At 64.6% G+C, this 25,121-nt stretch carries 21 protein-coding genes; 10 read left to right on the forward strand and 11 right to left on the reverse strand.

Annotated elements, in window-relative coordinates:
* Positions 1 to 186 precede the first annotated feature (186 nt).
* Together QTI66_RS01430 and QTI66_RS01435 are read left to right on the forward strand one after the other, a co-directional pair.
* Entirely contained in the window at positions 187 to 1,629 is a 1,443-nt protein-coding gene (locus tag QTI66_RS01430) for an NAD(P)/FAD-dependent oxidoreductase (RefSeq protein WP_286556975.1), read from the forward strand.
* A gap of 292 nt (positions 1,630 to 1,921) precedes the next feature.
* Positions 1,922 to 2,602, forward strand: a complete 681-nt coding sequence (locus tag QTI66_RS01435) for a redoxin domain-containing protein (protein WP_286556977.1) — start codon at positions 1,922 to 1,924, stop codon at positions 2,600 to 2,602.
* A 53-nt stretch (positions 2,603 to 2,655) separates the two neighbouring features.
* Here QTI66_RS01435 and QTI66_RS01440 read toward each other — a convergent pair whose 3' ends face one another.
* The 6 genes from QTI66_RS01440 to QTI66_RS01465 form a co-directional block, all read right to left on the reverse strand.
* Complete coding sequence (locus QTI66_RS01440; RefSeq protein WP_286556979.1) at positions 2,656 to 3,666, reverse strand: porin; 1,011 nt, start codon at positions 3,664 to 3,666, stop codon at positions 2,656 to 2,658.
* 28 nt (positions 3,667 to 3,694) lie between these two features.
* Positions 3,695 to 4,099: a JDVT-CTERM system glutamic-type intramembrane protease gene (locus QTI66_RS01445; protein WP_286556980.1), complete on the reverse strand. Its 405-nt coding sequence runs from the start codon at positions 4,097 to 4,099 to the stop codon at positions 3,695 to 3,697.
* Positions 4,096 to 6,399, reverse strand: coding sequence for a choice-of-anchor D domain-containing protein (locus tag QTI66_RS01450; protein ID WP_286556982.1), 2,304 nt, complete (start codon positions 6,397 to 6,399; stop codon positions 4,096 to 4,098). The genes QTI66_RS01445 and QTI66_RS01450 overlap by 4 nt, the downstream gene beginning before the upstream one ends.
* A gap of 14 nt (positions 6,400 to 6,413) precedes the next feature.
* Positions 6,414 to 7,727, reverse strand: a complete 1,314-nt coding sequence (locus tag QTI66_RS01455; protein ID WP_286556984.1) for an OmpA family protein — start codon at positions 7,725 to 7,727, stop codon at positions 6,414 to 6,416.
* Positions 7,728 to 7,766: 39 nt separating this feature from the next.
* Positions 7,767 to 9,986, reverse strand: a complete 2,220-nt coding sequence (locus tag QTI66_RS01460) for a hypothetical protein (RefSeq protein WP_286556985.1) — start codon at positions 9,984 to 9,986, stop codon at positions 7,767 to 7,769.
* A 103-nt stretch (positions 9,987 to 10,089) separates the two neighbouring features.
* A complete protein-coding gene (locus QTI66_RS01465; RefSeq protein WP_286556987.1) occupies positions 10,090 to 10,575 on the reverse strand; it encodes a hypothetical protein in 486 nt (161 codons plus the stop codon).
* 125 nt (positions 10,576 to 10,700) lie between these two features.
* On the opposite strand from QTI66_RS01465, the gene QTI66_RS01470 reads away from it, so the two are divergent.
* Positions 10,701 to 11,066, forward strand: coding sequence for a DUF1428 domain-containing protein (locus QTI66_RS01470; RefSeq protein WP_286557791.1), 366 nt, complete (start codon positions 10,701 to 10,703; stop codon positions 11,064 to 11,066).
* Positions 11,067 to 11,168: 102 nt separating this feature from the next.
* Here the strand turns inward: QTI66_RS01470 and QTI66_RS01475 are convergent, their stop codons facing one another.
* Positions 11,169 to 11,768 carry a dihydrofolate reductase family protein gene (locus QTI66_RS01475; protein ID WP_286556989.1) on the reverse strand — a complete coding sequence of 200 codons (600 nt, stop codon included), beginning with the start codon at positions 11,766 to 11,768 and terminating at the stop codon, positions 11,169 to 11,171.
* A gap of 193 nt (positions 11,769 to 11,961) precedes the next feature.
* Entirely contained in the window at positions 11,962 to 13,083 is a 1,122-nt protein-coding gene (locus tag QTI66_RS01480) for a LysR family transcriptional regulator (protein ID WP_286556990.1), read from the reverse strand.
* On the opposite strand from QTI66_RS01480, the gene QTI66_RS01485 reads away from it, so the two are divergent.
* From QTI66_RS01485 to QTI66_RS01495, 3 genes are all read left to right on the forward strand, one after another.
* Positions 13,067 to 14,284 carry a PKD domain-containing protein gene (locus QTI66_RS01485; protein WP_286556991.1) on the forward strand — a complete coding sequence of 406 codons (1,218 nt, stop codon included), beginning with the start codon at positions 13,067 to 13,069 and terminating at the stop codon, positions 14,282 to 14,284. The genes QTI66_RS01480 and QTI66_RS01485 overlap by 17 nt on opposite strands.
* Positions 14,285 to 14,581: 297 nt before the next feature.
* Positions 14,582 to 15,229, forward strand: a complete 648-nt coding sequence (locus tag QTI66_RS01490) for a CoA transferase subunit A (RefSeq protein WP_286556993.1) — start codon at positions 14,582 to 14,584, stop codon at positions 15,227 to 15,229.
* 2 nt (positions 15,230 to 15,231) lie between these two features.
* Positions 15,232 to 15,885 carry a 3-oxoacid CoA-transferase subunit B gene (locus QTI66_RS01495; protein WP_286556994.1) on the forward strand — a complete coding sequence of 218 codons (654 nt, stop codon included), beginning with the start codon at positions 15,232 to 15,234 and terminating at the stop codon, positions 15,883 to 15,885.
* 97 nt (positions 15,886 to 15,982) lie between these two features.
* Here the strand turns inward: QTI66_RS01495 and QTI66_RS01500 are convergent, their stop codons facing one another.
* Positions 15,983 to 16,603, reverse strand: coding sequence for a hypothetical protein (locus tag QTI66_RS01500; protein ID WP_286556996.1), 621 nt, complete (start codon positions 16,601 to 16,603; stop codon positions 15,983 to 15,985).
* 373 nt (positions 16,604 to 16,976) lie between these two features.
* Positions 16,977 to 17,969 (reverse strand): response regulator, encoded by a 993-nt coding sequence (locus QTI66_RS01505; RefSeq protein ID WP_286556997.1) that lies wholly within the window; start codon positions 17,967 to 17,969, stop codon positions 16,977 to 16,979.
* Here QTI66_RS01505 and QTI66_RS01510 point away from each other — a divergent pair.
* Positions 17,949 to 18,779 carry a Crp/Fnr family transcriptional regulator gene (locus QTI66_RS01510; protein ID WP_286556998.1) on the forward strand — a complete coding sequence of 277 codons (831 nt, stop codon included), beginning with the start codon at positions 17,949 to 17,951 and terminating at the stop codon, positions 18,777 to 18,779. The genes QTI66_RS01505 and QTI66_RS01510 overlap by 21 nt on opposite strands.
* Before the next feature lie 7 nt (positions 18,780 to 18,786).
* On the opposite strand, the gene QTI66_RS01515 is transcribed toward QTI66_RS01510, so the two are convergent.
* Positions 18,787 to 19,185 (reverse strand): response regulator, encoded by a 399-nt coding sequence (locus tag QTI66_RS01515; protein WP_286557000.1) that lies wholly within the window; start codon positions 19,183 to 19,185, stop codon positions 18,787 to 18,789.
* Between the two features lie 117 nt (positions 19,186 to 19,302).
* On the opposite strand from QTI66_RS01515, the gene QTI66_RS01520 reads away from it, so the two are divergent.
* From QTI66_RS01520 to QTI66_RS01530, 3 genes are all read left to right on the forward strand, one after another.
* Positions 19,303 to 22,356, forward strand: a complete 3,054-nt coding sequence (locus QTI66_RS01520; RefSeq protein WP_286557001.1) for a PAS domain S-box protein — start codon at positions 19,303 to 19,305, stop codon at positions 22,354 to 22,356.
* 155 nt (positions 22,357 to 22,511) lie between these two features.
* Positions 22,512 to 23,315: a hypothetical protein gene (locus tag QTI66_RS01525; RefSeq protein ID WP_286557002.1), complete on the forward strand. Its 804-nt coding sequence runs from the start codon at positions 22,512 to 22,514 to the stop codon at positions 23,313 to 23,315.
* Positions 23,316 to 23,327: 12 nt separating this feature from the next.
* Positions 23,328 to 25,085 carry a SulP family inorganic anion transporter gene (locus tag QTI66_RS01530; RefSeq protein ID WP_286557004.1) on the forward strand — a complete coding sequence of 586 codons (1,758 nt, stop codon included), beginning with the start codon at positions 23,328 to 23,330 and terminating at the stop codon, positions 25,083 to 25,085.
* Positions 25,086 to 25,121 lie beyond the last annotated feature (36 nt).

The raw sequence follows: 25,121 nt of genomic DNA on the forward strand, positions 1-25,121 counted from the left end.
GCGCCCGCCCGTTGTCCCGGCCGGCGCTCTTGCAAAAGGGGACGCCGGGTGGTATTGAGGGGGCATGGGCACGGACAGTGCCTTGCAACAGTTCCCGGCCTGACTCGCTTTGCCGGGTCAAGGTCAAAGAGTCATCCCGCGCCGCAAGTTGGCGGCGCAGCAATTCAAACGAAGGCCAAACCTCGAATGAGCCCTGATTCAACAGAAGCGCGCGACAGCATCGCCGCGCCAGAACCGAATGCACGGTTTGCGTCCACGCCCCAGCCAGGCAGCAGCGCCGCGGCCGCGCATCCGGCCGCCTCCGCACGGCAGGACTTGCATCGCATCGTGATCGTCGGCGGCGGTGCGGGCGGGCTCGAACTGGCCACCCGGCTCGGGCACAAGCTGGCAAAGAAAAAGCTGGCGCACGTCACGCTGATCGAACGCGAGCGGACGCACTTCTGGAAACCGCACCTGCATGAAATCGCCGCCGGCACGGTGGACGTGCACACGCGCGCCGTCGACTACATGGCCCAATCGCACTGGCACGGATTCGACTACCGCATCGGCGAGATGATCGGGCTGGACCGGGTCCGGCGCGAAGTCCAGGTGGCGCCTTATGTGGACGCGGGGGAGGGCGAGCACGTCGCGGGTGCGCGGGTGTTCGGCTACGACACGCTGGTCATCGCGGTGGGCAGCAACACCAACGACTTCGGAACGCCGGGCGTCAAGGAGTACGCCATCGCGCTGGAGACGCCGGAGCAGGCCGACCGCTTTCACCGCCGGCTGGTCAACGCGTGCATGCGCGCCAATGCCCAAAGCGAGCCGCTGTCGCCCAAGCAGCTTCAGGTGGCCGTCATCGGGGCGGGTGCCACGGGTGTCGAGTTGGTGGCGGAGTTGCACCACACCACGCGCACCCTGGTCTCCTATGGCCTGGACCGCATCGACCCCGAGCGCGACATCCGCATCAATCTCCTGGAAGCCGGCCCGCGCATCCTGCCGGCATTGCCCGAGCGCATCTCCAGTGCCGCCAACGGGCTGCTCGATCGCCTGAAAGTGCAGGTGCGCACCAACGCCCGCGTCACCGGCGTCACGGCGGACGGCGTGGAACTCGCCAGCGGCGAAACGATTCCAGCCGAACTCGTGGTGTGGGCGGCGGGCGTGAAGGCGCCAGAGTTCCTGACCACGCTCGACGGGCTCGAGACGAACCGCATCAACCAGCTGGTGGTCGGCCCAACCCTGCAAACCACGCGCGACGAATCGATCTTCGCGATTGGCGATTGCGCGGCGGCGCCATGGCTTGGCCACAAGGACGCGACGACGGTGCCGCCGCGCGCCCAGGCCGCCCATCAGCAAGCTTCGCACCTGGTGGGACAGCTCAAGCGCCGTATTCGCGGCGAGGAAATGCGGCCCTGGCGCTATCGCGATTTCGGATCGCTGGTTTCCCTGGGGGAGTATTCGACCGTCGGCAACCTGATGGGCGCGCTGGTCGGCGGCAACCTGTGGATCGAGGGCCTGTTCGCGCGCAGCATGTACCTGTCGCTCTACAAGATGCACGAGGTCGCGCTGCATGGCTTCTGGAAGACCGCGCTGACGTCGGCGGGGCGCTTCATCACCCGGCGCACGGAGCCGCGCGTGAAGCTGCACTGACGCAGGTCGTCAGGGCGCGCAAGAAGTTGAAGTTGTAGCGCACCCCGACCGCAAGCGATAAAGCAGTTCAGCTTGGGGAAGGGGCGTGGAACTTGAGTTGCATTCCTTGATTGAAGGCGTTACAAGCGACCTCGCATCCACCCGGGGCGAAACAGTTGCCCGGGCAATTCCGCCCTGATTCGGCAGGGTCCCGGTTTCCAGAAAGGAGACACGCGCATGCCTACCTGCATCACCAACTTCAGCGACAAGGCGGGCAAGCTGGCCTATCCGGCGCCCAAGGGTTGAGGTTGACATGGGAGACCAGAAACGCCCCGTGCAACCGGGAGAACTGGCGCCCGCGTTTGCGCTTCCGGCGGCCAACCGCGAAGGAATGGTATCGCTCGACAGCTCGCGCGGCAGCCCGTTCCTGATCGGCTTCTATCGCGGGCTGCATTGCCCGTTCTGCAGACGCCAGCTGCTGCAGCTCGCGCAGATACAGCCGGCCTTGCGTGCCGAGGGGGTCGAGACCCTGGCCGTGATCAACACACCGTTGGACAACGCGCGCCTGTATTTCCGCCATCGGCCGACGCCGGTCACGCTTCTGTGCGACCCGGATTGCGTCACGCACCGGGCCTTCGGCGTGCCCTATGGCGAGTTCCTGCCCGATGGCAGCCGCGAGCAGCCCGCATGGCCCTATCAGGGAAGCCTGGCGGAATTCATGGCGTCGCGCATCAACCCCACCGGCGAATTGCCGGAACCGCTGCAACCGATGGAAGCCCAGGCCGCACTCAACGTCAAGGACGGTTTCGAGCTGAACAAAGCGGACAAGGCAATTTTCGCAAGCCACGGCACTCAACTGGTTGGACACTTCCTGGTCGACGCGGCCGGCATCATCGGCTGGGTCCGGATCGAGGCGCCCGACGGGCCCAACGGTCTCAGCATCTTCCCGATGGCGGCAGAGGTCATGGCCGTCGCTGGCAGCCTCAGGCATTGATCTGTGTTTGCAGGCGTTCGACCAACTTTGGCAGACCCGACTGTTACAGGCAACTAGAAATTGAAGTTGTAGCGCACCCCGACCGCAATCGAGAAGCCGCGCGTCTGGCCGCGCACGCGGTCGTCCATGGCGATGACGTAGAAGTCGGTCAGGCTGTCGTATGCCCAGACGTAGGCCGCACTGGTCGTCGTTTGCTTGCGCGAAACGGCGATGCCGTCGGCCTTGGCCGTCGCGATCTGCGCCTGCACGGTGCCCGGGCCCAGTGGAATCGAGGCGCCGACCGAGACGATGTCGCTGTTGACTTCGAGCCCCTTGTCGCGCGTGTGCGTGTACTGGCCGAAGAGCTTGGCCAGGCCCAGGTTGTAGCTCGCGCCGAGTTGCCAGGTGTCTTCCAGCGTCGGGTCGTTGAAACCATCGTCGATGTCGACACGCTGCGCCGACAGCGAGCCAGCAAACAGGCCCTTGGCCATGACCACGGTGCCGCCGTACAGGCGGCCGGGGTTCGACTTTTCGCCACGCGCTGCCATCAGGCCGCCGGTGATGCCGTCGAAGTTGGGCGTGGTGTAGCCGATGGCCTCGTTCCAGTAGAAGTCGCCCTGCACGCCGATGAGATTGCCGGCGGTGAAAAGCTGGCGCACCGAGGGCGAGAAGGTTGAATTGCCCAGGGCGTTGAAGCGCACGGTGGTGTTGAACAGCAGCGATTGAAGGCGGCCGACACGAAGCAGGCCGTAGTCGCGGTGCGACAGCGACACGAAGTTCTCGCGCGACAGGAACGGATCGTCGTCGTTGCGGCCGAACTTCATGTCCTGGAAGCGAAAGAACGATTCGAGCGCCATGCCGGTCGTCCACCCGCTCTCGAACCCGTAGCTCGCCTTGACCCCCACGAACGTGGGTGACAGCGAGTTGCTGTTGAAGCGGTAGTCGGGCTCGAAACCGCTGGGCTCGAAGCGGGCATAGGAGAGGTCCGCAACGCCGTAGAGGCCGTAGTCAAACTGGGCGTAGGCGGGCAGGGTCAGCAGGCCGCCAACGGCAGCGCACCAGCGCAATTTGTTCTTCGTTTTCATGGGTGGTTCGTCGTGGCCTGTGATCCATTCACGCCATGCCTTGCGTTGCGGCAAGCCATGTCAAATTCATCGCCATGTGCAGCGCAATGCAGATGCGCACACGCCGCCAGCGGTTGTAGGCGGCGCCGATCAGCAGGGCGGGCAACCACACCAGCGCGGTCTGCCAATGGATGCCGACGAGCAGCAGGTGTGCGGCGCAAAAGGCCATCGCCGTCATGAGGTTGGCCAGCCAGGGGGCAAGGCCGCCATCAAGCAGTCGGTCGTGCAGGCCGGCGCGAAACACCGTTTCCTCAAGCACGGGTGCGATCAGCAGCGACACGAGCAACGGCCAGGGATGGGCCGATGCGGCTGCCAGCGCGGCCCCGGTGGCTGCCAGAAGGCCCGCGGCCAACAGCGACGCGGCGGCGGTGGGGCCGGGCGCTGCGGCTTTCATGGCTGCCGGGCGTCCGCGCGGGATGTGCGGTGGGCGTTGCGCCGACGGCGTCTGGCGTAGAGGGCTGCGAAGGCGAGCAGCACGAGGGCCCACAGCGTTGGATCGGTGGGGGAGCGGCCGCTGGTCATGGAGCAACCGCCGCCACCGCTCCTGGCGCGCGGATCGCCTTGCGCCGACAGGGCGACCGACTGGCTTGGCGGGCTGGCGTCGCTGGTGACCGTCAAGGTGCCGCTGGCGGGACCTTCGGACTGCGGGGCAAAGGCAACGATGACCGTGCATGACGCACCAGCCGGAAGCGTGAACGGCGTCGCCGGGCAGGTCTTGTTGCTGAGTGTGAACGGTCCGCTGACGGCAATGCTCTGCGTCGTCAAGACGCCCGCACCGGTACTCTGGATCGTCACTTCACCTGGCGCAGATACGCTGCCGACGCGGGTGTTGTCGAGTGAAAGGTCGGTGGGCAGCAAGCGCAGGCTCGGCGTCGGGCCTGACAAGCCCGTGCCGGACAGGGACATCGTCGGCGGTGGCGATCCTTCGGAGACGATCTGCAGGGTCGCGCCGCGTGCGCCGCGGCTCCCGGGCCTAAAGCGCAGGTCAATGCGGCAGGAATCCTTCTCGTACAGCGGGCGACCGATCTTGCACGCCTTCTCATCGCGCGAATCGCTGATGACGACTTCAAACATCCCGGAATCGGTCCCGACAGCGTTGATGAGCAAAGGTGTCACGCCGCCTGGCCCATTGTTGAACAACATGACCGATTGCACTGCGGACGTCGCGCCGACCGAGACGATGCCAAAGTCCGCTTGAGTTGGGGCACCGTTCCAACTCAGTACCGGAACGGCCGCTCCGACCCCGTTGCCTTTCAGATCAGCACTGTCGATGCCAGCGTTGCTCTTGACGTGCAATTTTCCGACATAGTTCTGTTGGACTGCAGGAGGTGAAAAGAGAACGCGAATTTCGCAGCTCTGTTGTCGTTCCAGAGGGGCGCAGGTCGTCGCACCGACGATGCTGAAAGCCGCCCCCTCGATGCTGACGGAGATGTCCTTGAGAGTGACGTTGCCTGAGTTGGTAACTCTCAGCGAGCGCGTGTCGAACAAGCCACCGACGGTTTGGTTTCCGAAGTCCAAACCATTCATGGGAGATAGCTCGACGTCAGGTTCAGGAGGGCTGGTCAAGCCAATTCCGTTCAAGACGTATTCCACCTTTTCATCGATGCCGTTATGCCGAATGATGAGTTTTGCGCTGCCTCCTCCACCCGGCTTTGGACTAAAGGTCACCCACACCTTGCAGGAGGCGTTCATCTCATAGTCCGTTTCCATGAGGCAGTCGGTGCTGTGCGAGAACTCAACCGGCGACGTGGATTCGACGTCGATCAACGAGAACCTGAGCTTGGTCGGGGCGACGCTTTTGAGCGTGAGTTCTTGCGGCGGGCTCGTCTTCCCCACTTCTGTGTCCGGCATCTTCGGGAACAAGGGCGGCGCGTCGATGCGGAGTTCAGCCTTCAGAACTTCGGTGGCCCTGCCCTTGAGAATGATGGGCCTCAGAGGAAGCTGGGGATCGATGTCGTCGACGCCGGCTCCCGCAGTCATTACGACATTGAGTTGGGTGGTGCGCGCACCGTCGGCGGGCGTCGATGTGAAGGAGATGGTGAGGTCACACACCTGGCCTCCAGCCACGGTTCCCTTGGACTCCAGGCCTCCCACAGAAATGCTCCCGTTGCAGGAGTTTCCCGTGATGGTAAAGCCGGCGGTCGTCTGGATCCTGGCCGTGTATTCCATGGCATTTCCGCGCTCGTTGCCGATCCGGACAAAGCGGGGGCTAAACGCCGTAGCGACCTGATTGCCGAAATCCAACTCATCGGCGATCAATTCATCCTTGTTGTTCCCAAGCGGTCTGGCCCTGCCGTCGCGTGCATCCAGCAGGAGTTTCCAGAGCTCTTTGCGGTCGTCGACATCTTTAGGGGCGGTTGCAATTGCAAGCAAGATCATCTCGTAATACAGATTGGACGGATCTGGCGGAACTGGCGGAACTGGCCTTGGAACTGGCCTTTTGTCCAGCGCCTTGATGAAGTCATCTTCGGTCTTCATGTTGAGGAAACCTGAACTGGAAGCGTAATAGCTGGAGTTCGACAAGTCGGGCCTGCCGTCTACTCTGCCTGTGCTGCTATGGCAGCTCCAGCACGTGCGATTGTTCCAGGCAGCCCAAGCCTTTTCTGTTGCTGCAGACGCCGAAAATGTCGAGCCGAGCAGAAGCACCGCAACGATTGCGCGCAATGAATTGGTAAGCAGCGTGCCTCTGATCATTTGAAGCTCCTGACTCAAACGCAACCCACGACCCGAAACTCCACACGCCGATCCAACGCGTCGCGCAGATCGTCAGTACCCAATCCCACCAGCGCCTCTCGTGATCCAACCCCAGCCGCGGTCAGCCGCGTGCCCAGCGCGCGGTTGTCGCGCTCGAGCATGCTTTCCATGGCTTCCGCACGCTGGCGCGACAGCCGTTCGTTGGCACGGGCGCTGCCGGTGCGGCTGGTGTGGCCCACGATGCGCACGCAAGCCTTTGCCTTGCCGAGCTCTTGCGCGAGCGTGGTGACCCAGATGTCGTACTGCTTGTCCAGGTCGCCGATGGTTTCAAAACTGGTGGTGCCGGGCCGAAAGAGAAACTTCATCGGCAACCGCTCCGACTCCAGTCCGGATGCCACGAGCTTGCCGAAGGTCTCGCGCGCTTCATCGCGCTTGCCCAGTTGCCAGTTCGTGAGGTACAGGCCGTTGAGCACGCGCAAGTCGCCCGGTTCAGCCAGCTTGGCGGCCTCCTTGTAGAGCTGATTGGCGGCGGGAACCTGTCCGCCGCTGTAGGCAATGATGGCCTCGTTGACGACGGCCGCCGCAGGCAAGCGAGCAAGGTATTCGGGGTCTGCCGGATCGCCGATGCGCGTGTTGACCTGGCACGAATTGATGTAGCCCGACACCGTCTTGTCCTTGTGCCACGTCGGGCTGTCGCTGTAGAACTTGAGCGGCTCGGGGTTGACGGTCCCGACCGTCGAGCGGTCCAACTGCTTGGCGACGACTCGCCCGGTGCGCAGGTCGATCACCGTGAGCCAGACGCGGAAGGCATCGGGCACGGTGTCGATCGAGCGCTTAACGTTGACCGGTGTCAGCGTGCCAATCAGCAGCAGCGGCTTGTCGTTCAGGGCTTGGCGCGTCAGCGGCTGCACGCGCCAGTTGGCGTGCCGGGTCTTGACGATTGATTCGAGCTGGCCGCCCATCTTGACGGTGCTTGCTGTTTGCGCGCCGGTGTTCGCGTCGATCAGCGGGTCGACGACCAATGTGCGCGATTCGTCACCCACGCAGCGGCGCGCCTGGTCGAGCAGCCGCGCGCCGGCGCGTGCGATCGACTCTTCGAAGGAGGTCGCCTCCGGCGCCTCCAGCTCTTGCGAAGGGGCTGCGCATTGCATCGGCAGGTCCGCAGGCGAAGACGAGGCGGAGGCCACCCTTGCAGGGGCCGCCGACGCAGCCGACGCTGCAGGCGTTGCAGAAGTCGCAGCGGGCGTGCCAGGCGACGGGGCGCTGCAGCCTGCCATCAGCGAGACCGCGAGACACATCGGATAGGGCGTGAATCTGAAGGCTCTCATGATGCGTGTTCCTGTTCGGTCGATCAGGTGCCGTTGTTGTCAGCGCACCGGATAGGCGGGGTCGGGCAAGGGGCCGTCGCAGCCAAGGAAGGCGCGCATCAATGCGGCCAGGGTTGGGTCTCCACGCGCCTTTTCAGCCAAGCGGTCCCGCGTGATCAAGGCATTCGGCATCGTTGCGTTCTGTGCAAGCGAGGGGGAGCCGCCACACGCATGTATTTGCGTTACCGGCCCGGCAGCGAGCCCGGAATCCCAGTCGAATTTCGTACCCAGTGCGGTGTGGCAGGTGCGGCAAGAGGTGGCAACCACTTCCCGATAAAAGCGTTGGGCCCCTGGCCTTCCGTCCTTGAGCCATGCCTCTGGAACGTAACCGTGGTCGGGCGTATCGGTGCCCGCCTCGTACCAGCCTTTCACCAGGCGGCGTGTTGGGGTATCGCCTTTGCCCTCGGTGGCGCTGACGAATTGGTTCAGGCGCCGCAGATCGGCGGATTGAATGGGCTCGCCCAGCGCGCCTGCCGAGCCGAACAGGAAATTGGCGGTATCGAATGGCAGGAAGCGCGAACCAAGGTAGGGCGAGGGGTTGCCTGTTTCTGGAAAGCGCCCGTTGTAGGCCGAGCCGCCGTGGCAGGCCACACACGCGCCGGGCAGGTACTTTTCTCCGCGGCCGTCGAGGTTGATCGAGGTCAGGAGCGAACCGTCGGGACCAAAGGTGGCGAACTTGGTGAAGGGTTCGTTATTGTTGGCGCCGGGGGTGACGGACCACTCCATGCCTACGCATGCCACCAGGCGCTCGCCATCGAGCGCGTGGGCAAGGACGTCATCGACTTCCTTCTGTGACTGGCCATCGGGACCCGGAGCGTTGCAGACCAGGAAGGCGATGTTGTCGGGCGCCTTTTCCGTGGCCGTCATCCGGCGCACGAGGTTCAAGTCCATCTTGTTGATGTAGGTGGCGCTGGCTTGCCTGCCGGCCGACTTGTAGGGTGGAAGCTCTTGCTCACGTTTCCACTCTTCCATTGTCACCGGCTCGACCATGTTGCCTTGCGCATCGCAGTCCTTTGCCATGCCGAAGGCACGGTAGTAGCGGCAAGCAGACAGGCGTGTGTCCAGGCCCTTGTAGGAAAGGAACTGGTCTTCACCTGGCAGAATGTTGGAGCCGCTTCCCTGGTTGAAGGTGATCATGCGACCGCGGACGTTGCCGTCAGGGCCGTTGGCCACCATCCGCGTGATCTTCGGCCGGCTGTTGCTGATCTGATGCGACAACTCGATCGGGGTGCCCACCACGTACCCTGCGGGGTTCGAGGACGCGGGCACGTCCAGTGTGGTGCTGTAGCCCTCGCAGGAAATGCGCAACCGCAGGCTCGCGCGCACCGCCACTGCTGCCTCGATCATGTAGTCCCCGAAGCGGTTGACGCGGCGTGGCGCCGTGACCATGGCGCCATCGGTCTGCAGCAGCTGCACGGTGGCGCTCGAGAAGCGCTGGAAGTATTCGCTTTGCGTGCCGCAGACGCCGCCATCTGCGAGGCCGACGTGCCCGTACAACCGAAGGTTGAGGGCCTCGGTCGGGGCTCGCGAAACTTGAATCGCCCTGGCCGTGGCGCTTCCCGAAAACGAGTCGCAGTTCTGCAGCACCGAACCGGGCGCATTGCCACAAAGAACCTGGTAAGTGTCGCCGGCGACCAGCTTGGGGAGGCTCACTTCGCCATTGGCATCGGAGTTGCCGGTGAAGACGACAGCACCGCTGTTGATGTGAACCACCTGCACGGGCACGTCGGGCAGGTAGATCTGGCGCAGTCCCGAGTTGCCGTCGGGGCTTGTCAATTTCATGTCATTGCTTGCGTCAAAGCGCAAGCGCAAAGCGCTGCCATTGAAGTCCGCAATCGCCGGCGGCTTGTGACGGGCCTGCGCGGGCACCTGTGCCGCGATCTCCAACGCATCCGACGACACCGCGTACTGCTGCTGCACGTAGCCACCCTTGCCATCCGACACCGTCACATAGGCAAAGTGGATGCCCGGCCCCGGGGGCAGCTTCCACACCGTGGTGGGCGCATTGCGGTTGTCGATGGTGCCGGCGGTGGCGCGCCATTGGTAGTTGAGCGTGTCGCCGTCGGCATCGCTCGCGGCAACGGTGAGTGTCGTTTGCTGCGGTCCGCTGTCACGCGGGTTGCCGGTGCCGCCACCGCCGCATCCGGTCGCGAGCACGACGACGCATGCGGCTTGCGCGTAGCGCGTCCAATGCCAGTCCAGCAGCTGCGTCACGCCCATGGTTGAAACCCCTCGTTGTTCGTCGCAAGGAGGAAGGGTGCAAGCGCGCACGACTCATCGACGGCGCACACGGGCGACCGACAGGGCGGAGCAATGGCATTCTTCATTCTTGTTCCCCTTCTCCTCTTTTCCGGAATCCTCTGCCCTTCCGGGGTGCTGGCAAATATTGCTTACGTACTAATTTGAAGTACGCTTGCTCCGTCAGCGTCATTCGTGGTATTTGGGCGCTTTCGTCGTGCGAGAATTCTTCGGCCAGGTTCTGCGCTTGCGTTCCAGGAATTCCAGACGAGGAGCACGCCATGAGGATCAACCACGTGCGGCGATGGGCCAGTGCTGCTGCGCTCCTGACCTTGGCATTGTTCTTTGGGTGTTCAGTACGGGCACCGATGGCAGGCAGCGGTCCTGCGGCGACCATCGAGCGGATCGAAGTCGTCAGATGAAAGCCCGCGTTCGACGGTGCCCGCTTCGGCAATGCGGGTGAATACGAGTTGGTCGTGGCGGTCGCCCATGTCAAGGTGGATCCAGCCCATCCGGCCAGGACTTCCGCATTCCGGCGCTGGCGCAATAGCTGCGTGGGGTGATCGGGCAACCATCTCCGGTTGTGTGGGTGCAGCCACTGTAGGCAATCTCCTGCGAGGCGCCTTGAGCGCGACTGACAGGATGCAACGGGCGAACGAGGGGAGCATCGGCTTCATCTTTCAAGGAGCTCCAGAGATGGCATACATAGACGGGTTCGTCATCGCAGTGCCAACGGCCAACAAGGACAAGTTCATCGAGCACGCCAAAATGGGTGACGTGGTCTTCATCGAGAACGGCGCGACACGTGTTCTTGAGTGCTGGGGGGTCGATGTCAAGGCCGGCAAGCAAACCGACTTTCAGCGCGCGGTGCAGGCGAAGGACGACGAAACCGTCGTCTTCTCGTGGATCGAATGGCCGGACAAAGCGACGCGCGATGCCGCGATGGACAAGGTCATGAAGGACCCGCGCCTCGATCCCAAGGTCAACCCCATGCCCTTCGACGGCATGCGGATGATCTTCGGCGGCTTTACGCCGGTCGTGGAGCTGGGCAACCCGCGCTGAGAGACCCGGCAACAGAGTTGCCGGCCGAGCTCACCCGCTGCACCTGGGCGACTGCGCCCGTCAAAGTGATCGACGGCAAGAACCTCTGGTGAGCGACGGCCTTCAAGATGACTTCGCGTCGCCTGATGACCCCTTCAGACGCCCGGCGACCTTGTAGGCATTGAGGATAACGCCGGACGGCATGGCTTTCGTGCTGACCAGTTCGAGGGAGCACGCCGGGGATCCCTGTGCAAAGAAGCGCTTCCCGGTGCCGAGCAACACCGGATAGACGACCAGCAGGACTTCATCCGCAAGCCCATGCTCAAGCAGCGTCGATGTCAACGTGGAACTACCCCAGAGGATGAGCCCGGGGCCAGCCTGCGACTTGATGCGGCGAATGCCCTCGACGAAGTTCGATCCAAGGACCTCGAACGGGCCCCATTCAAGACTTTCCGGACGGTGGGTCACCACATATTTGACAGCCGCGTTCAGGGCGTCCGCCATCGGACTGCCGGGTGCCTTTGGCCAGAAGTCCGACCACATGTCGTAGGTGCGACGGCCGAGCAGGAGATCGAAGCGCCCGCCATGCGCGGCGAGGAGTTCATCGCGGCCAGCGGGGGTGCGATAGGGCGCGGTCCACTCGGCGTAGGGGAAATCGTCTTCGCCGGAAGCCTGGATCACACCGTCCAGCGAGATGTGCGCCATGATCTTGAGCTGTCTCATCCGGATCTCCGTGCTTTGGGTTGGAGATTCGGCGAATGCTGACTCCCCTGCGGACGCCGCCGCTCTTGCCGATATTGCCACTTTGAAGTTGCACCAGAAAGCCGAAATGATCCTGGATGCAAACAGCTTCGGGAACTTCCGGCTCTTCGCCGCTTGCCTGGCAACGACCGGCGCGACCCAAGGGTGCAAGTGGTCAACGCAAGTTGCGTCCCATGACAGCGCGTGATGCCAGCTCGATGTGCTTTCGAATGAACACCTGCGCTGGATCGGCTGTCTTGTTCGTGGCCCAGAAGAGCATGATGGGTATCGTCCTGGCAGTGACCGCAGCGGGTAGTGCCCGAAGTTGAAAAGAGTCGCGTGCCAGTTTCAGCATGCTCTGAGGTATCACGCCCACGAGGTCTGATTGGCTGGCAATCACCAGGACTTCGAGAAACTCCGACACTTCGAGCGCCGTGTTCAGCTTCAGTCGCGACCAATCCTGGAGGGCGGGCACAGGGCTTTCGCCCTCGATACGGCGGCGCAAGGCAACGAACTCCCACGCACTCAACTCGTCCTCCGTACGAGCCTTCCGGATCGCAGGGTGACCCTGTCGCGCCACCGCGACGAGGGCGTCTTCAAAAAGCGCGATTTCATTGAACCGGCTTCGCCGCGGGGCCAGCCAATCGACCGTTGCGTCGAATCGACCCTCCAGCAATGCTTGCTCTTGCTCGACGGGCCGCGATCGTGTGCTGAACGACATCTCGACCCCGGGCGCGGCCACTGCCAGTTGCGCTCGCAGGTGCAGGGCAATCATGGGGCCCAAGGGGTGCGGCACGCTGACGAAGAATGATCTTGTCGATGTCTTCGGGTCGAAGCCCCGGGCGCCGGAGACCGAGTCGCGAACCGTGCCCAGGGCTTCGTGCAGCTTCGCGTAGATCGCGTCCGCAGTCGGCGTCAGGAATACGCCTCGCCCGTGGCGCACAAAAAGCTCGTCGTTGAACACGGAGCGCAAGCGCGCCACGGCATTGCTGACAGCGGGCTGGCTCATCGCCAGGCGCAGGGCCGCACTCGACAGGTTTCTCTCTTCATACACCGCTTCAAAGATGGGCAGCAGATTCAGATCGACGCTTCTGAGATTGATCATGTGAATACCTGTTCTACGAACTATCAAGTAGACCCAATTTCCCGCAAATCCGAAACTACCAACGTGGCTCCAACTTCTGAAGGGAAAGAAGCCACAAAACCTGGCGCTCCGACCTCGACTCCAGTTTCGATGCGAGGCGAATGTGCGCCAGATAACCTGCCAAACGGACACACGCATGAACAAGACCGCCATTGCCTCCATCGCCATTTCAGCCCTGCTCGCCGCTTGCGGCGGGGGCGGGTCTGACGCCGCCGCGCCCGCGGGTTCCGGCGGCCCCATAAGCACCAACAGCGGGAGCGGGCCTGACGCCGCCGCGCCCGGGGGTTCCAACGGCCCCATAAGCGCCACACCGGAGCCCGGTGCACCGGAAAAATCCAACCCTGAACCATCTGCGCCCAAGACCAACACCGCACCGGTCGCCAGCGTCGCCGCGGTACAAGGCGCCATCACCGGCAAGGCGTTCACGCTGGATGGCAGCGCAAGCGCCGACGTGGACGGCGACACGCTGACTTTTGCGTGGACGATTCAAATCGCCCCGGCCGGCAGCGCAGCGACGTTGAGCGTCAACACCCAGGCCAAGCCCACTTTCAAGGCAGATCTGGCGGGCGACTACGTTTTTGCCCTGGTCGTGAATGATGGAAGCTTCAACAGCCCGCAGGTCACCGTGACCGTTCCGGTTGCCAAGGCCACCTGGAAAGACGCCGACTGCAGCCGCGCTGGCACCGATCTGCCCGCATGTGCGACGCCGTTCTCGGACAACCTGGCATCCGTCACCGTGCAACAAGACCATGGCGTTGCCGCCTTGAAGTTCGAGACCCTCAAGGGCGGCCCCGCGAACACGCCCAGTTCGAACACCGGCATCAAGGGCAACCGCGCCACCCTGGGCATGGACTTCCTGCATGGCGTGAAGCTGTCCGAATTCGGGGGCATCCGCTTCAAGTCAAAGGACGACGGCACGGGTGAGACCGGCGCGGGCCTGCCGTACGTGACGTACTCCATCAGCAAGGAATGCGATGGCGCCGCCTGGAACAACCTGATCACCAACCTGGCGGACATGAACGCCTCGGTACCGGACGCCAACGGCTACGTGACGTACACCGCGACGATCGACAGCCCAAGCTGGAAATCCACCAGTTGGGGTACGCCGATCCGCGCAAGGGATGGCTCCACGCAAGTGTTGCCGCCCAACGGCGCGCCAACCGCTGCCACCCTGGGAGCGCTCATCGCCGAATACCCGAACGCCTGCATCTACAACTGGCCGAACCCCAGCGCTGCGGATCCAACGACGGCCAAGACGCCGGCCGTCATGTTCATGCTGGGCAATAGCGCGAACACCACGGCGAAGCACGTGTGGGTCCAGGACCTGAGGATCGGCAACAAGTCAATCTTCTGATCCCTTTCACGGAGGACAAGAGCGGGCCCTTCGGGGCCCGTTCCCTTGAATGAGTCCACGGATTGATGGACGAAGAAAGGTGCGACCCAAGGTTGCTCAGTCAGGCGCAGCACCACGCGGCCTTCCAAGGTCATTTTGCTCACGCGCATCTTCGGTCCCAAGCGCGTTGCATATCGATACAGACACTTTTACGCCGCTGCAGATCCCGACGCTGCCCCTAGAATTTGCCCTTGCAGAAGACTTGGCACGGCAAGTCCGCCGCCACTGAATCTGCGCCACGGGCACAGGAGGTTGGGCATGCACACGACGAGCGCGGAAGAGGCAGTCGCTCTGATCCCTGACGGAGCGAGCCTGATGGTCGGGGGCTTCATGGGCGTGGGGTCGCCAGAGCGCATGATCGATGAGCTGGTGCGCCAGGGGCGGCGCGATCTCACCGTGATCGCCAACGACACCGCGCTGCCGGGCGTGGGCATCGGCAAGCTGGTCACCGCGAAGGTGGTGCGCAAGGTGATTGCCAGCCACATCGGCCTGAACCCGGAAACGCAGCGGCAGATGCTTGCCGGCGAGCTCGAAGTCGAACTGGTTCCCCAAGGAACGCTCATCGAACGGATCCGTGCGGCCGGCCACGGCCTCGGCGGCGTGCTGACCCCCACCGGCATCGGCACCGTGGTCGAGGAGGGCAAGCAGAAGCTCGAGGTCCAGGGGCGGCTCTACCTGCTCGAAACTGCGCTGCATGCCGACTTCGCGCTGGTGCAGGCCTTCATGTCCGACTACCTCGGCAATCTCATCTACGCCCTCACGGCGCGCAATTTCAACCCGGTCATCGCGATGGCTGGCAAGACGGTCGTGGCCGAAGTCGAGCAGATCGTGCCGGTAGGAATGATCTCGCCCGACCATGTCGTCACGCCCGCCGTGCTGGTGGACTACCTCGTCGGGAGGAACTGACCATGGAAGCGCAGACTGTGATCGCGCGGCGCATCGCCCTTGAGCTCAGGGACGGCATGCTGGTCAACCTGGGCATCGGCATTCCAACGATGGTGGCGAACTACGTGCCGCAGGGCATGCACGTGTACTTCCAGTCCGAGAACGGGCTGATCGGCACCGGGCCCATTGCGGACGGCGCGATGGTGCAGGCGCGGCTCACCGATGCCGGCGGACGTCCGGTCACCGCGATTCCCGGTGCCTGCACTTTCGACAGCGCAATCTCGTTTGGTCTCATTCGTGGCGGCCACGTCGACATGACCGTGCTCGGCGGCCTGCAGGTGGATGCGCAAGGGCTGCTCGCCAACTGGATGATTCCCGGCAAGATGGTGCCAGGCATGGGTGGGGCCATGGACCTCGTGACCGGCGCGAAGCGCGTGGTGGTTGCCATGCAGCACAGCGCCAAGGGCCAGGCCAAGATCGTCCAGCGCTGTGCGCTGCCCCTGACTTCGGCAAGGCCGGTAGACCTGGTGGTCACGGAGTTGGCGGTCATCGAGCAACGGGACGGACGTTTGGTGCTGCTTGAAACGGCACCCGGCGTCAGCGTCGAGCAGGTGCTGGCCGCCACCGAAGCAAAACTCGAAGTGGCCGACGAGATCCGCACGATGCCGTTGGCCTGACCTCGCGAGCGATCGGCGAAGGCGTCCTCCATCATTCGATCTTGTGGAAAAGACGTTGGCTGACGCGCCATGTTGAGGCTCATCGGCTCGGACGATGTCAGGTCTCTTGCTCCAGAAGTTCGAGCATCTCGACGACGACATCGGAGTCGACAGTGATTCCGATCATTCGACCGAGATTGGGCATAAAGGCGCTTCCGAACCAACTGTGCTGCGCGGGGAGCGATTTGAAGCACCTCAGATGCGCCATGGCGACTCGAACGACCAGCCCCCGGGCCGCTTGCGTGCCTGGCTGCGTGGCGCTTGGGCCCTCCAATGATTTCACGGCGCTTTCGCAGCCCGACATCAGGGCGTCCATGTCGGCACGCAAGCGGTCGACCAATTCAGCCGATGCATCGAGATGCAGTCTCAGCCGCTTTTCGATTTCCGGTTCACGCAGAACGCCCAGGGCAGTCCTGAAGGCGCTGGCGGCACCAGCAAGCTCGCCCAGCGCGCCGCGCACTTCTTTCGGTGCCAGTCGGGAGCACGTCTCGCGTGCCTCCAGCGCTGCACGCGCAACTTCCTCCAAAAACGACGACGCGTTGTCGTGGCCGTTCAGCTTTGCCGGCAGATACACCGACAGGCGAGCAAGATCCTCAAGGGACGGTCGAGGGGCCACGGTCGGCGAGACGCTTACGCCTGGCGTGCGGACCGTTTGCACGGGACTCCTTTCGGGGTTCATCAGTTTCTCAGACAGTTGCGGCCTGACAGCGCGCTTTCGTGGGTGCCGTGAAGGCGCATCGGATATTCAGTGTCATGCGTCGTCATGGTGGTTGGTCGGCCTGTTCTCAAGAACAAGGATCACCGCGGACGGGTTGAGTCATGCGCGCTGCATGAAGGGCCCAGCCTGTCGAGCGCCCGGTCGTCCTCAAATTCCTTTCGCACACCAGGCGCGCAGGCGTTTGAGGCAGCGTGCGGGAATGTCCTTCATCGCGAAATGCTTGCGCGAAGGCTGCGGAGTTACGTCGAAGATTTTGCCCGCTTGCTGCCGGCACCACCCCCTCCTTGTGGGTGGGGGTGTGGGCCAACGACTTCGCGTCCGCCCGCAGGCCCACTCACGCGATGCTGTTTTCCAGCGCGTACCGAATCAACTCCGCAGTGCTTGAGATTTGCAACTTCTCAAGAATGCGCGTCTTGTGCGTGCTCACGGTCTTCACCGACAGGTGAAGCGCATCGCCGATCTCGGTGAGGCGTTGTCCCGCAGCGACCCGGCGCAAGATGTCGAACTCGCGGTTGGTGAGTTGCGCATGCCGCGGCGCTTCAGCGCTTCCATTGAGTTGCCGCACCGCGTGTTCCGCAAGGCTCGGCGTCACATAGGCCCCGCCTGCCGCCACCTTGTTGACCGCACTCACCAGCTCGATCGCGGCAAGGTCCTTGGTGACATAGCCATCGGCGCCGGCCTTGAAGGCCCGGATGGCGTACTGCTCCTCCGAATGCATGCTCAGGACCAGCACGCGCACGCCGGAGAATTCGGTCTTGATGCGCCGCACCAATTCCAGTCCGGTCATGCCCGGCATCGAAAGATCGACAAGCGCGAGGTCGAAGCGACTTTGCCGCAGCATTTCAAGCGCCTGGAAGCCGGTGACGGCCTCGGCCAGTTCCCAACGGTTCGCCGGGCCATCGAGCAAGCGCATCAAGCCCTCCCGGACGATCGCGTGATCGTCGACCAGAAGCACCCGCAGCGCGGGCTCGGGCGTGGCCAAGGGAAGGGCACTCATGCCGCCCCCATGGAACGCCTGGACTTGTAACCCCCAACTGAACTCGTGCCGCGTGTCATATGTAGAGTTGCCGCCGCGTGGAAAGCCATGGTCATGCGGCTTCTGACAAAAATCAAGCTTTGTTGCAGAAGTCACAGACCGGTCGCGGCGATTCGGAATATTCCTAATCCGGTGCTGGGATAAAGCCGATGCCCTGAAGGCAAGTCCGAAACGCCGCGGGGCGAAAAGCCGATGTTCGAAAAGCCGGCTTGCGCGCAACCTTGCGCCGCCGCCAACCTTCCGGCGCCGTTGCAACTCGGGAACTTCGCCATGAACACCGCGCCCCTGCATGATTCGCAGCCGTTTTTCACTGCCAACCGCATGATGTGCAGCGCTGCCAACGAGCAGCGCGAAGCGTCGGGCTTGCACGAGATGTTCGACCTCATCGGCGTACCGTTGGCGCACGGCGAGCAGCTGCCAGCCAGACCGTTGACCGCGCGCCGCCTGGCCGCTGGCGAGACGCTGATCTTCGAAGGCGCGCTGGCCGCGTCCATCCATGTGGTTCGCTCGGGATCGTTCAAGGCCTTCCGCACGGCGGAAGATGGCTATGAGCAGGTCGTCGGCTTCATGCATCGCGGCGACCTGATCGGATGCGACGCCCTGGCCGGCGATCGGCACCTGGTGGCTGCGGTTGCCCTGGAAGATTCAAACGTCTTCGGCATCGCGTTGCCCGACTTCTTTGCACTGGCGCAAAGCCATGCGGCATTCGACCGGGGCGTGATGCGGGCGGTGAGCAACGCCATGATCGACCTGACGCGCCTGGCCGACATGATGGCTGCCGTGGCGGCGGAAGTGCGGCTGGCGAGGTTCCTGATCCACCTGTCGCAGCGGCTTGCCGCGAGTGGCCAGGCGGGAAAAGGCCTTCGCCTGCAGATGACTCGCCGCGACATCGGAAGCTACCTCGGCGTTGCGCACGAGACCATCAGCCGCTCATTCACCGTGCTGTCCGACTTGGGCCTGATCGAGGTGGATCAACGCAAGGTCGAGATCCGCGACCTCGCTGCGCTGCACCGGTTCGCGCAGGGAACGCGCGTGCCGGCCAAGGCACATCTCGGCATCCTGGATGCCCCGCGGCCCGCACGGGCTGTGGCGCTGGCCTGACAGGCTCTCAGCGCTCCTTCGGGCTGGTGTCCTTCGCATTGTGGGCACTGGCAAGTTCGGCGATCCAGTCCCGCGCCTGCTGAAACTCCAGGCCCTTGTCGAAGTAGGCCAGGGCGCCGCCTTCCAGGTGGACCTTGCGCATGGAAGCCCAGCCGTACTGGGAAAGAATGATGACCTTGATGTCGGGGTAGTGCTGCCTGACATGGCGCATCACGTCCAGCCCCCGGTCACGCCCGCGCAGCTTGGCATCCAGCACGATCAGGTCCGGGTGCCTGGAAGCGATCGATTCCCGGGCCGTCTCGAAGTCTTGCGCGTAGCCGACAACCTCAACGCCCGGCGCAGTCGCCAGCAGGGCGCCAAAGCTCTGCTGTATTGACGCGGAGTCGTCGACCAATAGCACTCTCACTTCCGGCCTCGTGTACGTTGTACTCCATTCATATTGCCTCAGGCTTGGCAGCCCCGAGATGCGCTTGCTCAAGTCCTGCCTTGAAAGCTGCATGTTTTTGAGTCCAAATTCACCCCCATGCATTTCCTGGCTTCATGGCTTGAGAACCTGTCGATCCGCCAGCGGATCGTCCTGCTGCTGGCGCAGGTCCTGCTCCCCGTTGCGGCGTTCCTGGGGTGGATGCTTGTCGCCGACGCGCGGCGGGAGCAGGACGTCGCGCAGGAAAAGGTCCGGATCCTCGCCACGGGGACGGCCGCGGACCTCCAGCGCGTGCTGGACCAGTCCCGGGCCGCGCTCGAGCAACTGTCAGCACGGCCCCTGGTCAAGGCCCTGGATCCGCAGCGATGCGATCCGCTGGTCGGCGAGTACCTGGCGGCCGGCGCGGCCACGCTGGGCTACGCGGTTCGTGACGCGCGGGGCAACATCGTTTGCCGCTACGAGGTGGGCTCGCAACCTGTCCGCACGCTCTCCGACGCCAGCTGGGCCCGGCCGGCCTCGCCCGACGGCGCCTTCGGGGCGAGCAACCTGCTCGTGGACGAGCGCACGGGCTTGAAGTTCGCAGCGCTGAGCGTTCCCATTCGCGATGAGTCAGGGGCGCAGACCGGCCTGCTGATCATGGCCGTGGACTTGCTGGAGCTCAGCCAACAGTTGCTTGCCTCGACGCCCGGGGACGCCGTCGTCACGGTCCTCGATCGGACAAGAACCCTCCTGCTTCGCTCGACGAGAGCGCAGGAATTCGTTGGCGCTCGCCTTCCAGGCGCCGACGTGGACCCGGCGAGGGGCGCGCGGCAAGGCCACTTCTCCCTGACAGGGGTGGATGGGGTGCCAAGGCTGGTGGCCTTCGAGACCCTGCCAGGCGTGGACTGGCGCGTGGCGGCCAGCTTGCCCGAGGCCCAAGTCCTCGCGGACTACAACGCCGCCCTTCGCAGGATCGTCGGCGTGGCGCTGGCACTGTGCCTTTTCGCGTTCGCGCTGGCGTGGCGACTGAGCGCGGCCATCGCCCGTCCCATCGCTCAACTGCGGGAGACGGCCGCGGAGATCGCGGCCGGCAAGCAGGGCGTCCGCGCCAAGGTCAGCGGCCCGGCTGAAGTCGAGTCCGTTGCGCGGGAGATGAACCGGATCCTCGACGCGCGCGCCTTGAGCGAAGCGCGTTTGCGCGGCATCTTCGAGTCGGCCGTGGATGCCATCCTCACGACCGATGAGCACCAGGTCATCGTGCATGCCAACCCGGCGGCGGCAAGGATGCTGCGTTGCACGATGGACGCCCTGATCGGTGCGCCGCTGGATCGCTTCATACCCGCACGCTTTCGCGAAAGCCACCGGCGCGACGTGGCTGCGTTTGGCGGTGACCCGGTCACTGCACGCCCCATGGCGCTTCAGCGGGACGTCTCGGCCCTGCGCGCGGATGGCGTCGAGTTCCCGATCGAGGCGGCCATCTCCCGCGCGTCCGTTGCCGGTGGTGTGCTGTACACGGTGATCCTGCGGGACGTGAGCGAACGCCGCCAGACCGAGCAAGCCCTTCGCACCGGCGCCTCGAAACTGAAGGCAGCGCTGTCGAGCATGAGTGACGCCGTGTTCATCACCGATGCGCAGGGCCGCTTCATCGAGTTCAACGACGCCTTCGTGACCTTCAACCGCTTTGCCGACAGGGCGGCCTGCAAGACGACCCTGTCGGAGTACGCGGCGACGCTGGACGGCTTCACGCCCGACGGCCATCCATTGCCGCAGGAACAATGGCCCGCCGCCAGGGCGCTGCGCGGGGAGACGGCGACCGGCGTCGAATACCGGCTTCGACGCAAGGACAGCGGCGAGACATGGATCGGCAGCTTCAGCTTCGCCCCCATCAAGTCGAAGGAAGGCGCCATCGTCGGCGCCGTGGTGACGGGCCGCGACGTTTCAGCGATCCGCCAGGTGCAGGCGGACCTGGAGTCTTCCCACGTCGCGCTGCAACAGCTCATCGCATCAAAGGATCACGTCCAGGAAGAAGAACGCAGGCGCATTGCGCGCGAACTGCACGACGACTTGCAGCAGACGCTGGCCGCCATCCGCATGGACCTGCGCGCCATCGGCGATCGCTTCGGCGCCCGCGCGCCGGACCTGCGGGCGCTGCTGCAAGGCGCGGACAGCCTTGCCGAGCAGGCGGTGGTGTCGACGCGCCGCGTCGTCAACGACTTGCGTCCACCCATGCTGGACGACTTGGGGCTGCTGCCATCGCTGGAATTGCTGGTGGCCCAGTTCATCCAGAAGCACCGCGTGGCCTGCGCCATCGACGCACCCGAAGAAGTGTCCGATGAATTGGCGCCGACGCCGGCGATCGCACTGTGCCTGTACCGCATCGCGCAGGAGGCACTCAACAACATTGCCAAGCACTCCGACGCGAGCCAGGCAAACATCCGTTTGGCGCTTGAGCCCGGACCGTCCGTCTCGCTTCGCGTCAGCGACGACGGCCGGGGCATGGACCCTGACGCCAGGCGTGAGCCGCAATCCTTCGGCATCCTGGGGATGCGGGAACGGGTGCGTGCGCATGACGGAATCCTGAATATCCGCAGCACGCCCGAAGGCGGCACCGTCCTGGAAGTCCTCATACCCCTGGCCAACGCTCTTGGCGAAGCGCCGCCGGGGGACGACAAGCCGGATCACGCCCTGGTGCACGATGCGCTTGACGAAGCCCACGCACTGCCAAGGCTCCTGAGCCATGCGAGCCACCGGGCGCTGCAGGACGTCATCGATGCGCTGGCGGGCAACGTGGCCATCGTGGATCAGCACGGCGTGATCCGCTTCGTCAATCGTGCATGGACCGACTTTGCCGAGCGCAACGGAAACCCCGGCGCCGCCCTGGTCGGTCCGGGGGTGAACTACCTTGAGGTTTGCCGCCGCAGCGCCGGTGCAGACAAGTCGGCGCTGCACGTCGTCGAAGGACTCGAGGATGTGGCCAGGCGCCGCCGCACGGTGTTCACCTGCGAATACCCGTGCCACGCGCCCAACGAGATGCGTTGGTTCCAGATGCACGCAACACCCATGGCCACCGGGGACGTCATGGTTGCGCACTTCCTGGTCAGCCGCGAGAGCCATCCCCACGTCGTCTTTGATGCGGGTCGCACCGTTCAGGCAGCTTTCACTGGCGCGAGCTAGCGTGGGCGTGTCAAATGCGGCACATGCCCCGAACGATGACGAGACAAGGCTTCTGGTCTTCAACGATGCGCCGCTCGCCATGGCGGGCCTGCCTGTTCGCTGCCCTGTGCTCAGTGGGTCCGGGCGGCGGCGCATGGGCTTCGACGGCACCTGAAATGCGGGCGACCTACCAACAGATGCAAGGCGCGCTGGCCAGCAGTCCATTGCGGCGCCCGCTGCAACTGTCGTCGTCCGAGACCTCCGATGGGCTCAAGGGCGACGTCTATGCCGTCGTCAACCATCCCATGTCATCCGTGATCGCTGCGTTTGGCACGGCGTCGCACTGGTGCGATGCGCTGCTGCTGCATCTGAACAACCGTGATTGCCGGGTTTCCCGCAACGGGGCTGGCGAGATGATCACGCTGAGCGTGGTGCGCAAGTTCGACAAGCCCGTCGACGACGCATTCCAACTGCCCTTCACCTACAAGGTTGTCGATCGCGCCGCCGACCACCTCGAGGCGACGCTCACCGCCGGGGAAGGGCCGTTCGGTACGAGCAACTACCTCATCGTCCTCGAGGCCGTTGCGCTGGATGCGCGCAAGAGCTTTCTTCACTTCTCCTACAAGTACGACGATGGCACCGTGGCGCGCAAGGCGACGCAGGCTTACCTCGCCACTTTCGGGCGAAACAAGGTGGGCTTCACCGTCACGGGAAAGCTGCCCAATGGCGAACCCGAGTATGTGCGGGGGACGGCCGGCCTGGTCGAACGCAATGCCATGCGCTACTTCCTCGCGGTCGATGCGTACCTGGGTGCCGGAACGCCCGGCCAGGGCGCCGAGGCGCAATCGGTGGCCCGGCAGAAGGCGTGGTTCGCGGCAACCGAGAAGTACCCGAAGCAGTTGCACGAGACTGACCTGGCCACCTACCTGGCATTGAAGCGCAGCGACGCGCAACGCCGATCCAGGGCGCCTGCGAAGTAGCCAGGGCGATTCATGAGCGGCACCACAGGACGCTTGGGCGGCAGTGAAGCAACGTGGCTCCGGTGGTTTCCGGGCTTGCAAATGTTGCGTGCCTACGACCCCGCCTGGCTGCGCCACGACATCGTCGCCGGCCTGGTGCTCACCACGATGCTGGTGCCCGTGGGCATCGCCTATGCCGAGGCATCGGGCGTGGGCGGCATCTACGGCCTTTACGCGACCATCGTGCCGCTGCTGGTCTACGCGCTGTTCGGGCCCAGCCGCATCCTGGTGCTGGGCCCGGATTCCGCGCTGGCGGCGGTGATCCTGTCGGTGGTGCTGCCGCTGTCGGCGGGTGATCCGGGGCGTGCCATCGCGCTGGCGAGCGCGATGGCCGTCGTCTCCGGCGTGGTGTGCATCGCGGCGGGATTCGCGCGGCTGGGCTTCGTGACCGAGCTGCTGTCCAAGCCGATCCGCTACGGCTACATGAACGGCATCGCGCTCACGGTGTTGCTGAGCCAGTTGCCCAAGCTCTTCGGCTTCAAGGTGGAAGGCGAAGGGCCGTTGCGGCAGGCGTGGGCCCTGGGGGAGGGCGTGCTGGCCGGCAAGACGCACGGCCCGAGCCTGGCGATTGGCGGCGCGACGCTGGCGCTCATCCTGCTGCTGCAAAGGGTGCCGCGCGTTCCGGCCGTGCTGGTGGGCGTGGTGGCGGCGACGCTCGCGGTCGGCTTGTTCGGCCTCGAGCGCTTCGGCGTTGCGGTGCTCGGCCCGTTGCCGCAGGGCCTGCCGGCGCCTTCGCTGCCGCTCGTGAGCATGGCGGATCTTCAGCCGGTGTTGCTGGGCGGGCTGGCCGTGGCGCTGGTCGCCTTCGCGGACACGAGCGTGCTGTCGCGCGTCTATGCGGCGCGGATGCAGACCCGCGTGGATCCGAACCAGGAGATGGTGGGCCTGGGCGCTGCCAACTTCGCGGCTGGCTTCTTCCAGGGCTTTCCGATCAGCAGCAGTGCCTCGCGCACGCCGGTGGCCGAGGCGGCAGGCTCGCGCACGCAACTCACCGGCGTGGTGGGGGCCATCGCGATTGCGGTGCTGCTGGTGGCGGCGCCGAACCTGCTGCGGCACTTGCCGAGCGCGGCGCTGGCGGCAGTGGTCATTGCGGCGGCGCTGGGCCTCATCGTGATCGCCGATCTGCGCCGCATCCACCGCATCCAGCCCTGGGAGTTCTGGCTGTCGCTCGTGTGCTTCGCGGGCGTGGCGGTGTTCGGCGCCATTCCCGGCATCGGCATCGCCGTGGGCATTGCGGTGATCGAGTTCCTGTGGGACGGCTGGCGGCCGCATTCCGCGGTGCTGGGGCGGGTGGACGGGCTCAAGGGCTATCACGACACCGGCCGCTATCCACAGGCGCACCGCGTGCCCGGTCTGGTCCTGTTCCGCTGGGACGCGCCGCTCTTTTTTGCCAATGCGGAACTGTTCCGTGACCGGGTGCTGGCGGCGGTGGCGGATTCGCCCACGGCCGTGCAGTGGGTCGTGGTCGCGGCCGAACCCGTGACCAGCGTGGACGTGACCGCCGCCGATATCGTTGCCGAACTGGACGACAGCCTGCAGGCGCAGGGCATCGAGTTGTGTTTTGCCGAGATGAAGGACCCGGTCAAGGACAAGCTCAAGCGCTTCGGCCTGTTCGCCCGCTTTGGCGCCGAGACTTTTCACCCGACCGTGGGCGAGGCGGTGAAGGCCTACCTGCGCAGCCACGACGTCGCGTGGCGGGACTGGGAAGAGGAACCGGCGCGCCCTGTATGACCCCTTGCGATGTGCCACGCCCACGCCCATCACCCC

Source organism: Variovorax brevis (assembly GCF_030317105.1).
GTDB classification, from domain to species: domain Bacteria; phylum Pseudomonadota; class Gammaproteobacteria; order Burkholderiales; family Burkholderiaceae_C; genus Variovorax; species Variovorax brevis.

Bases quoted from the DNA above. Each gene is read 5' to 3' on its own strand.
- QTI66_RS01530 (WP_286557004.1), top strand. From the start codon at position 23,328: ATGAGCGGCACCACAGGACGCTTGGGCGGCAGTGAAGCAACGTGGCTC.
- QTI66_RS01450 (WP_286556982.1), bottom strand. From the start codon at position 6,399: ATGATCAGAGGCACGCTGCTTACCAATTCATTGCGCGCAATCGTTGCG.
- QTI66_RS01460 (WP_286556985.1), bottom strand. From the start codon at position 9,986: ATGGGCGTGACGCAGCTGCTGGACTGGCATTGGACGCGCTACGCGCAA.
- QTI66_RS01470 (WP_286557791.1), top strand. From the start codon at position 10,701: ATGGCATACATAGACGGGTTCGTCATCGCAGTGCCAACGGCCAACAAG.
- QTI66_RS01475 (WP_286556989.1), bottom strand. From the start codon at position 11,768: ATGAGACAGCTCAAGATCATGGCGCACATCTCGCTGGACGGTGTGATC.
- QTI66_RS01510 (WP_286556998.1), top strand. From the start codon at position 17,949: ATGAACACCGCGCCCCTGCATGATTCGCAGCCGTTTTTCACTGCCAAC.
- QTI66_RS01500 (WP_286556996.1), bottom strand. From the start codon at position 16,603: ATGAACCCCGAAAGGAGTCCCGTGCAAACGGTCCGCACGCCAGGCGTA.
- QTI66_RS01525 (WP_286557002.1), top strand. From the start codon at position 22,512: ATGCGGGCGACCTACCAACAGATGCAAGGCGCGCTGGCCAGCAGTCCA.
- QTI66_RS01480 (WP_286556990.1), bottom strand. From the start codon at position 13,083: ATGGCGGTCTTGTTCATGCGTGTGTCCGTTTGGCAGGTTATCTGGCGC.
- QTI66_RS01495 (WP_286556994.1), top strand. From the start codon at position 15,232: ATGGAAGCGCAGACTGTGATCGCGCGGCGCATCGCCCTTGAGCTCAGG.
- QTI66_RS01445 (WP_286556980.1), bottom strand. From the start codon at position 4,099: ATGAAAGCCGCAGCGCCCGGCCCCACCGCCGCCGCGTCGCTGTTGGCC.
- QTI66_RS01490 (WP_286556993.1), top strand. From the start codon at position 14,582: ATGCACACGACGAGCGCGGAAGAGGCAGTCGCTCTGATCCCTGACGGA.
- QTI66_RS01430 (WP_286556975.1), top strand. From the start codon at position 187: ATGAGCCCTGATTCAACAGAAGCGCGCGACAGCATCGCCGCGCCAGAA.
- QTI66_RS01455 (WP_286556984.1), bottom strand. From the start codon at position 7,727: ATGAGAGCCTTCAGATTCACGCCCTATCCGATGTGTCTCGCGGTCTCG.
- QTI66_RS01485 (WP_286556991.1), top strand. From the start codon at position 13,067: ATGAACAAGACCGCCATTGCCTCCATCGCCATTTCAGCCCTGCTCGCC.
- QTI66_RS01440 (WP_286556979.1), bottom strand. From the start codon at position 3,666: ATGAAAACGAAGAACAAATTGCGCTGGTGCGCTGCCGTTGGCGGCCTG.
- QTI66_RS01505 (WP_286556997.1), bottom strand. From the start codon at position 17,969: ATGCAGGGGCGCGGTGTTCATGGCGAAGTTCCCGAGTTGCAACGGCGC.
- QTI66_RS01435 (WP_286556977.1), top strand. From the start codon at position 1,922: ATGGGAGACCAGAAACGCCCCGTGCAACCGGGAGAACTGGCGCCCGCG.
- QTI66_RS01520 (WP_286557001.1), top strand. From the start codon at position 19,303: ATGCATTTCCTGGCTTCATGGCTTGAGAACCTGTCGATCCGCCAGCGG.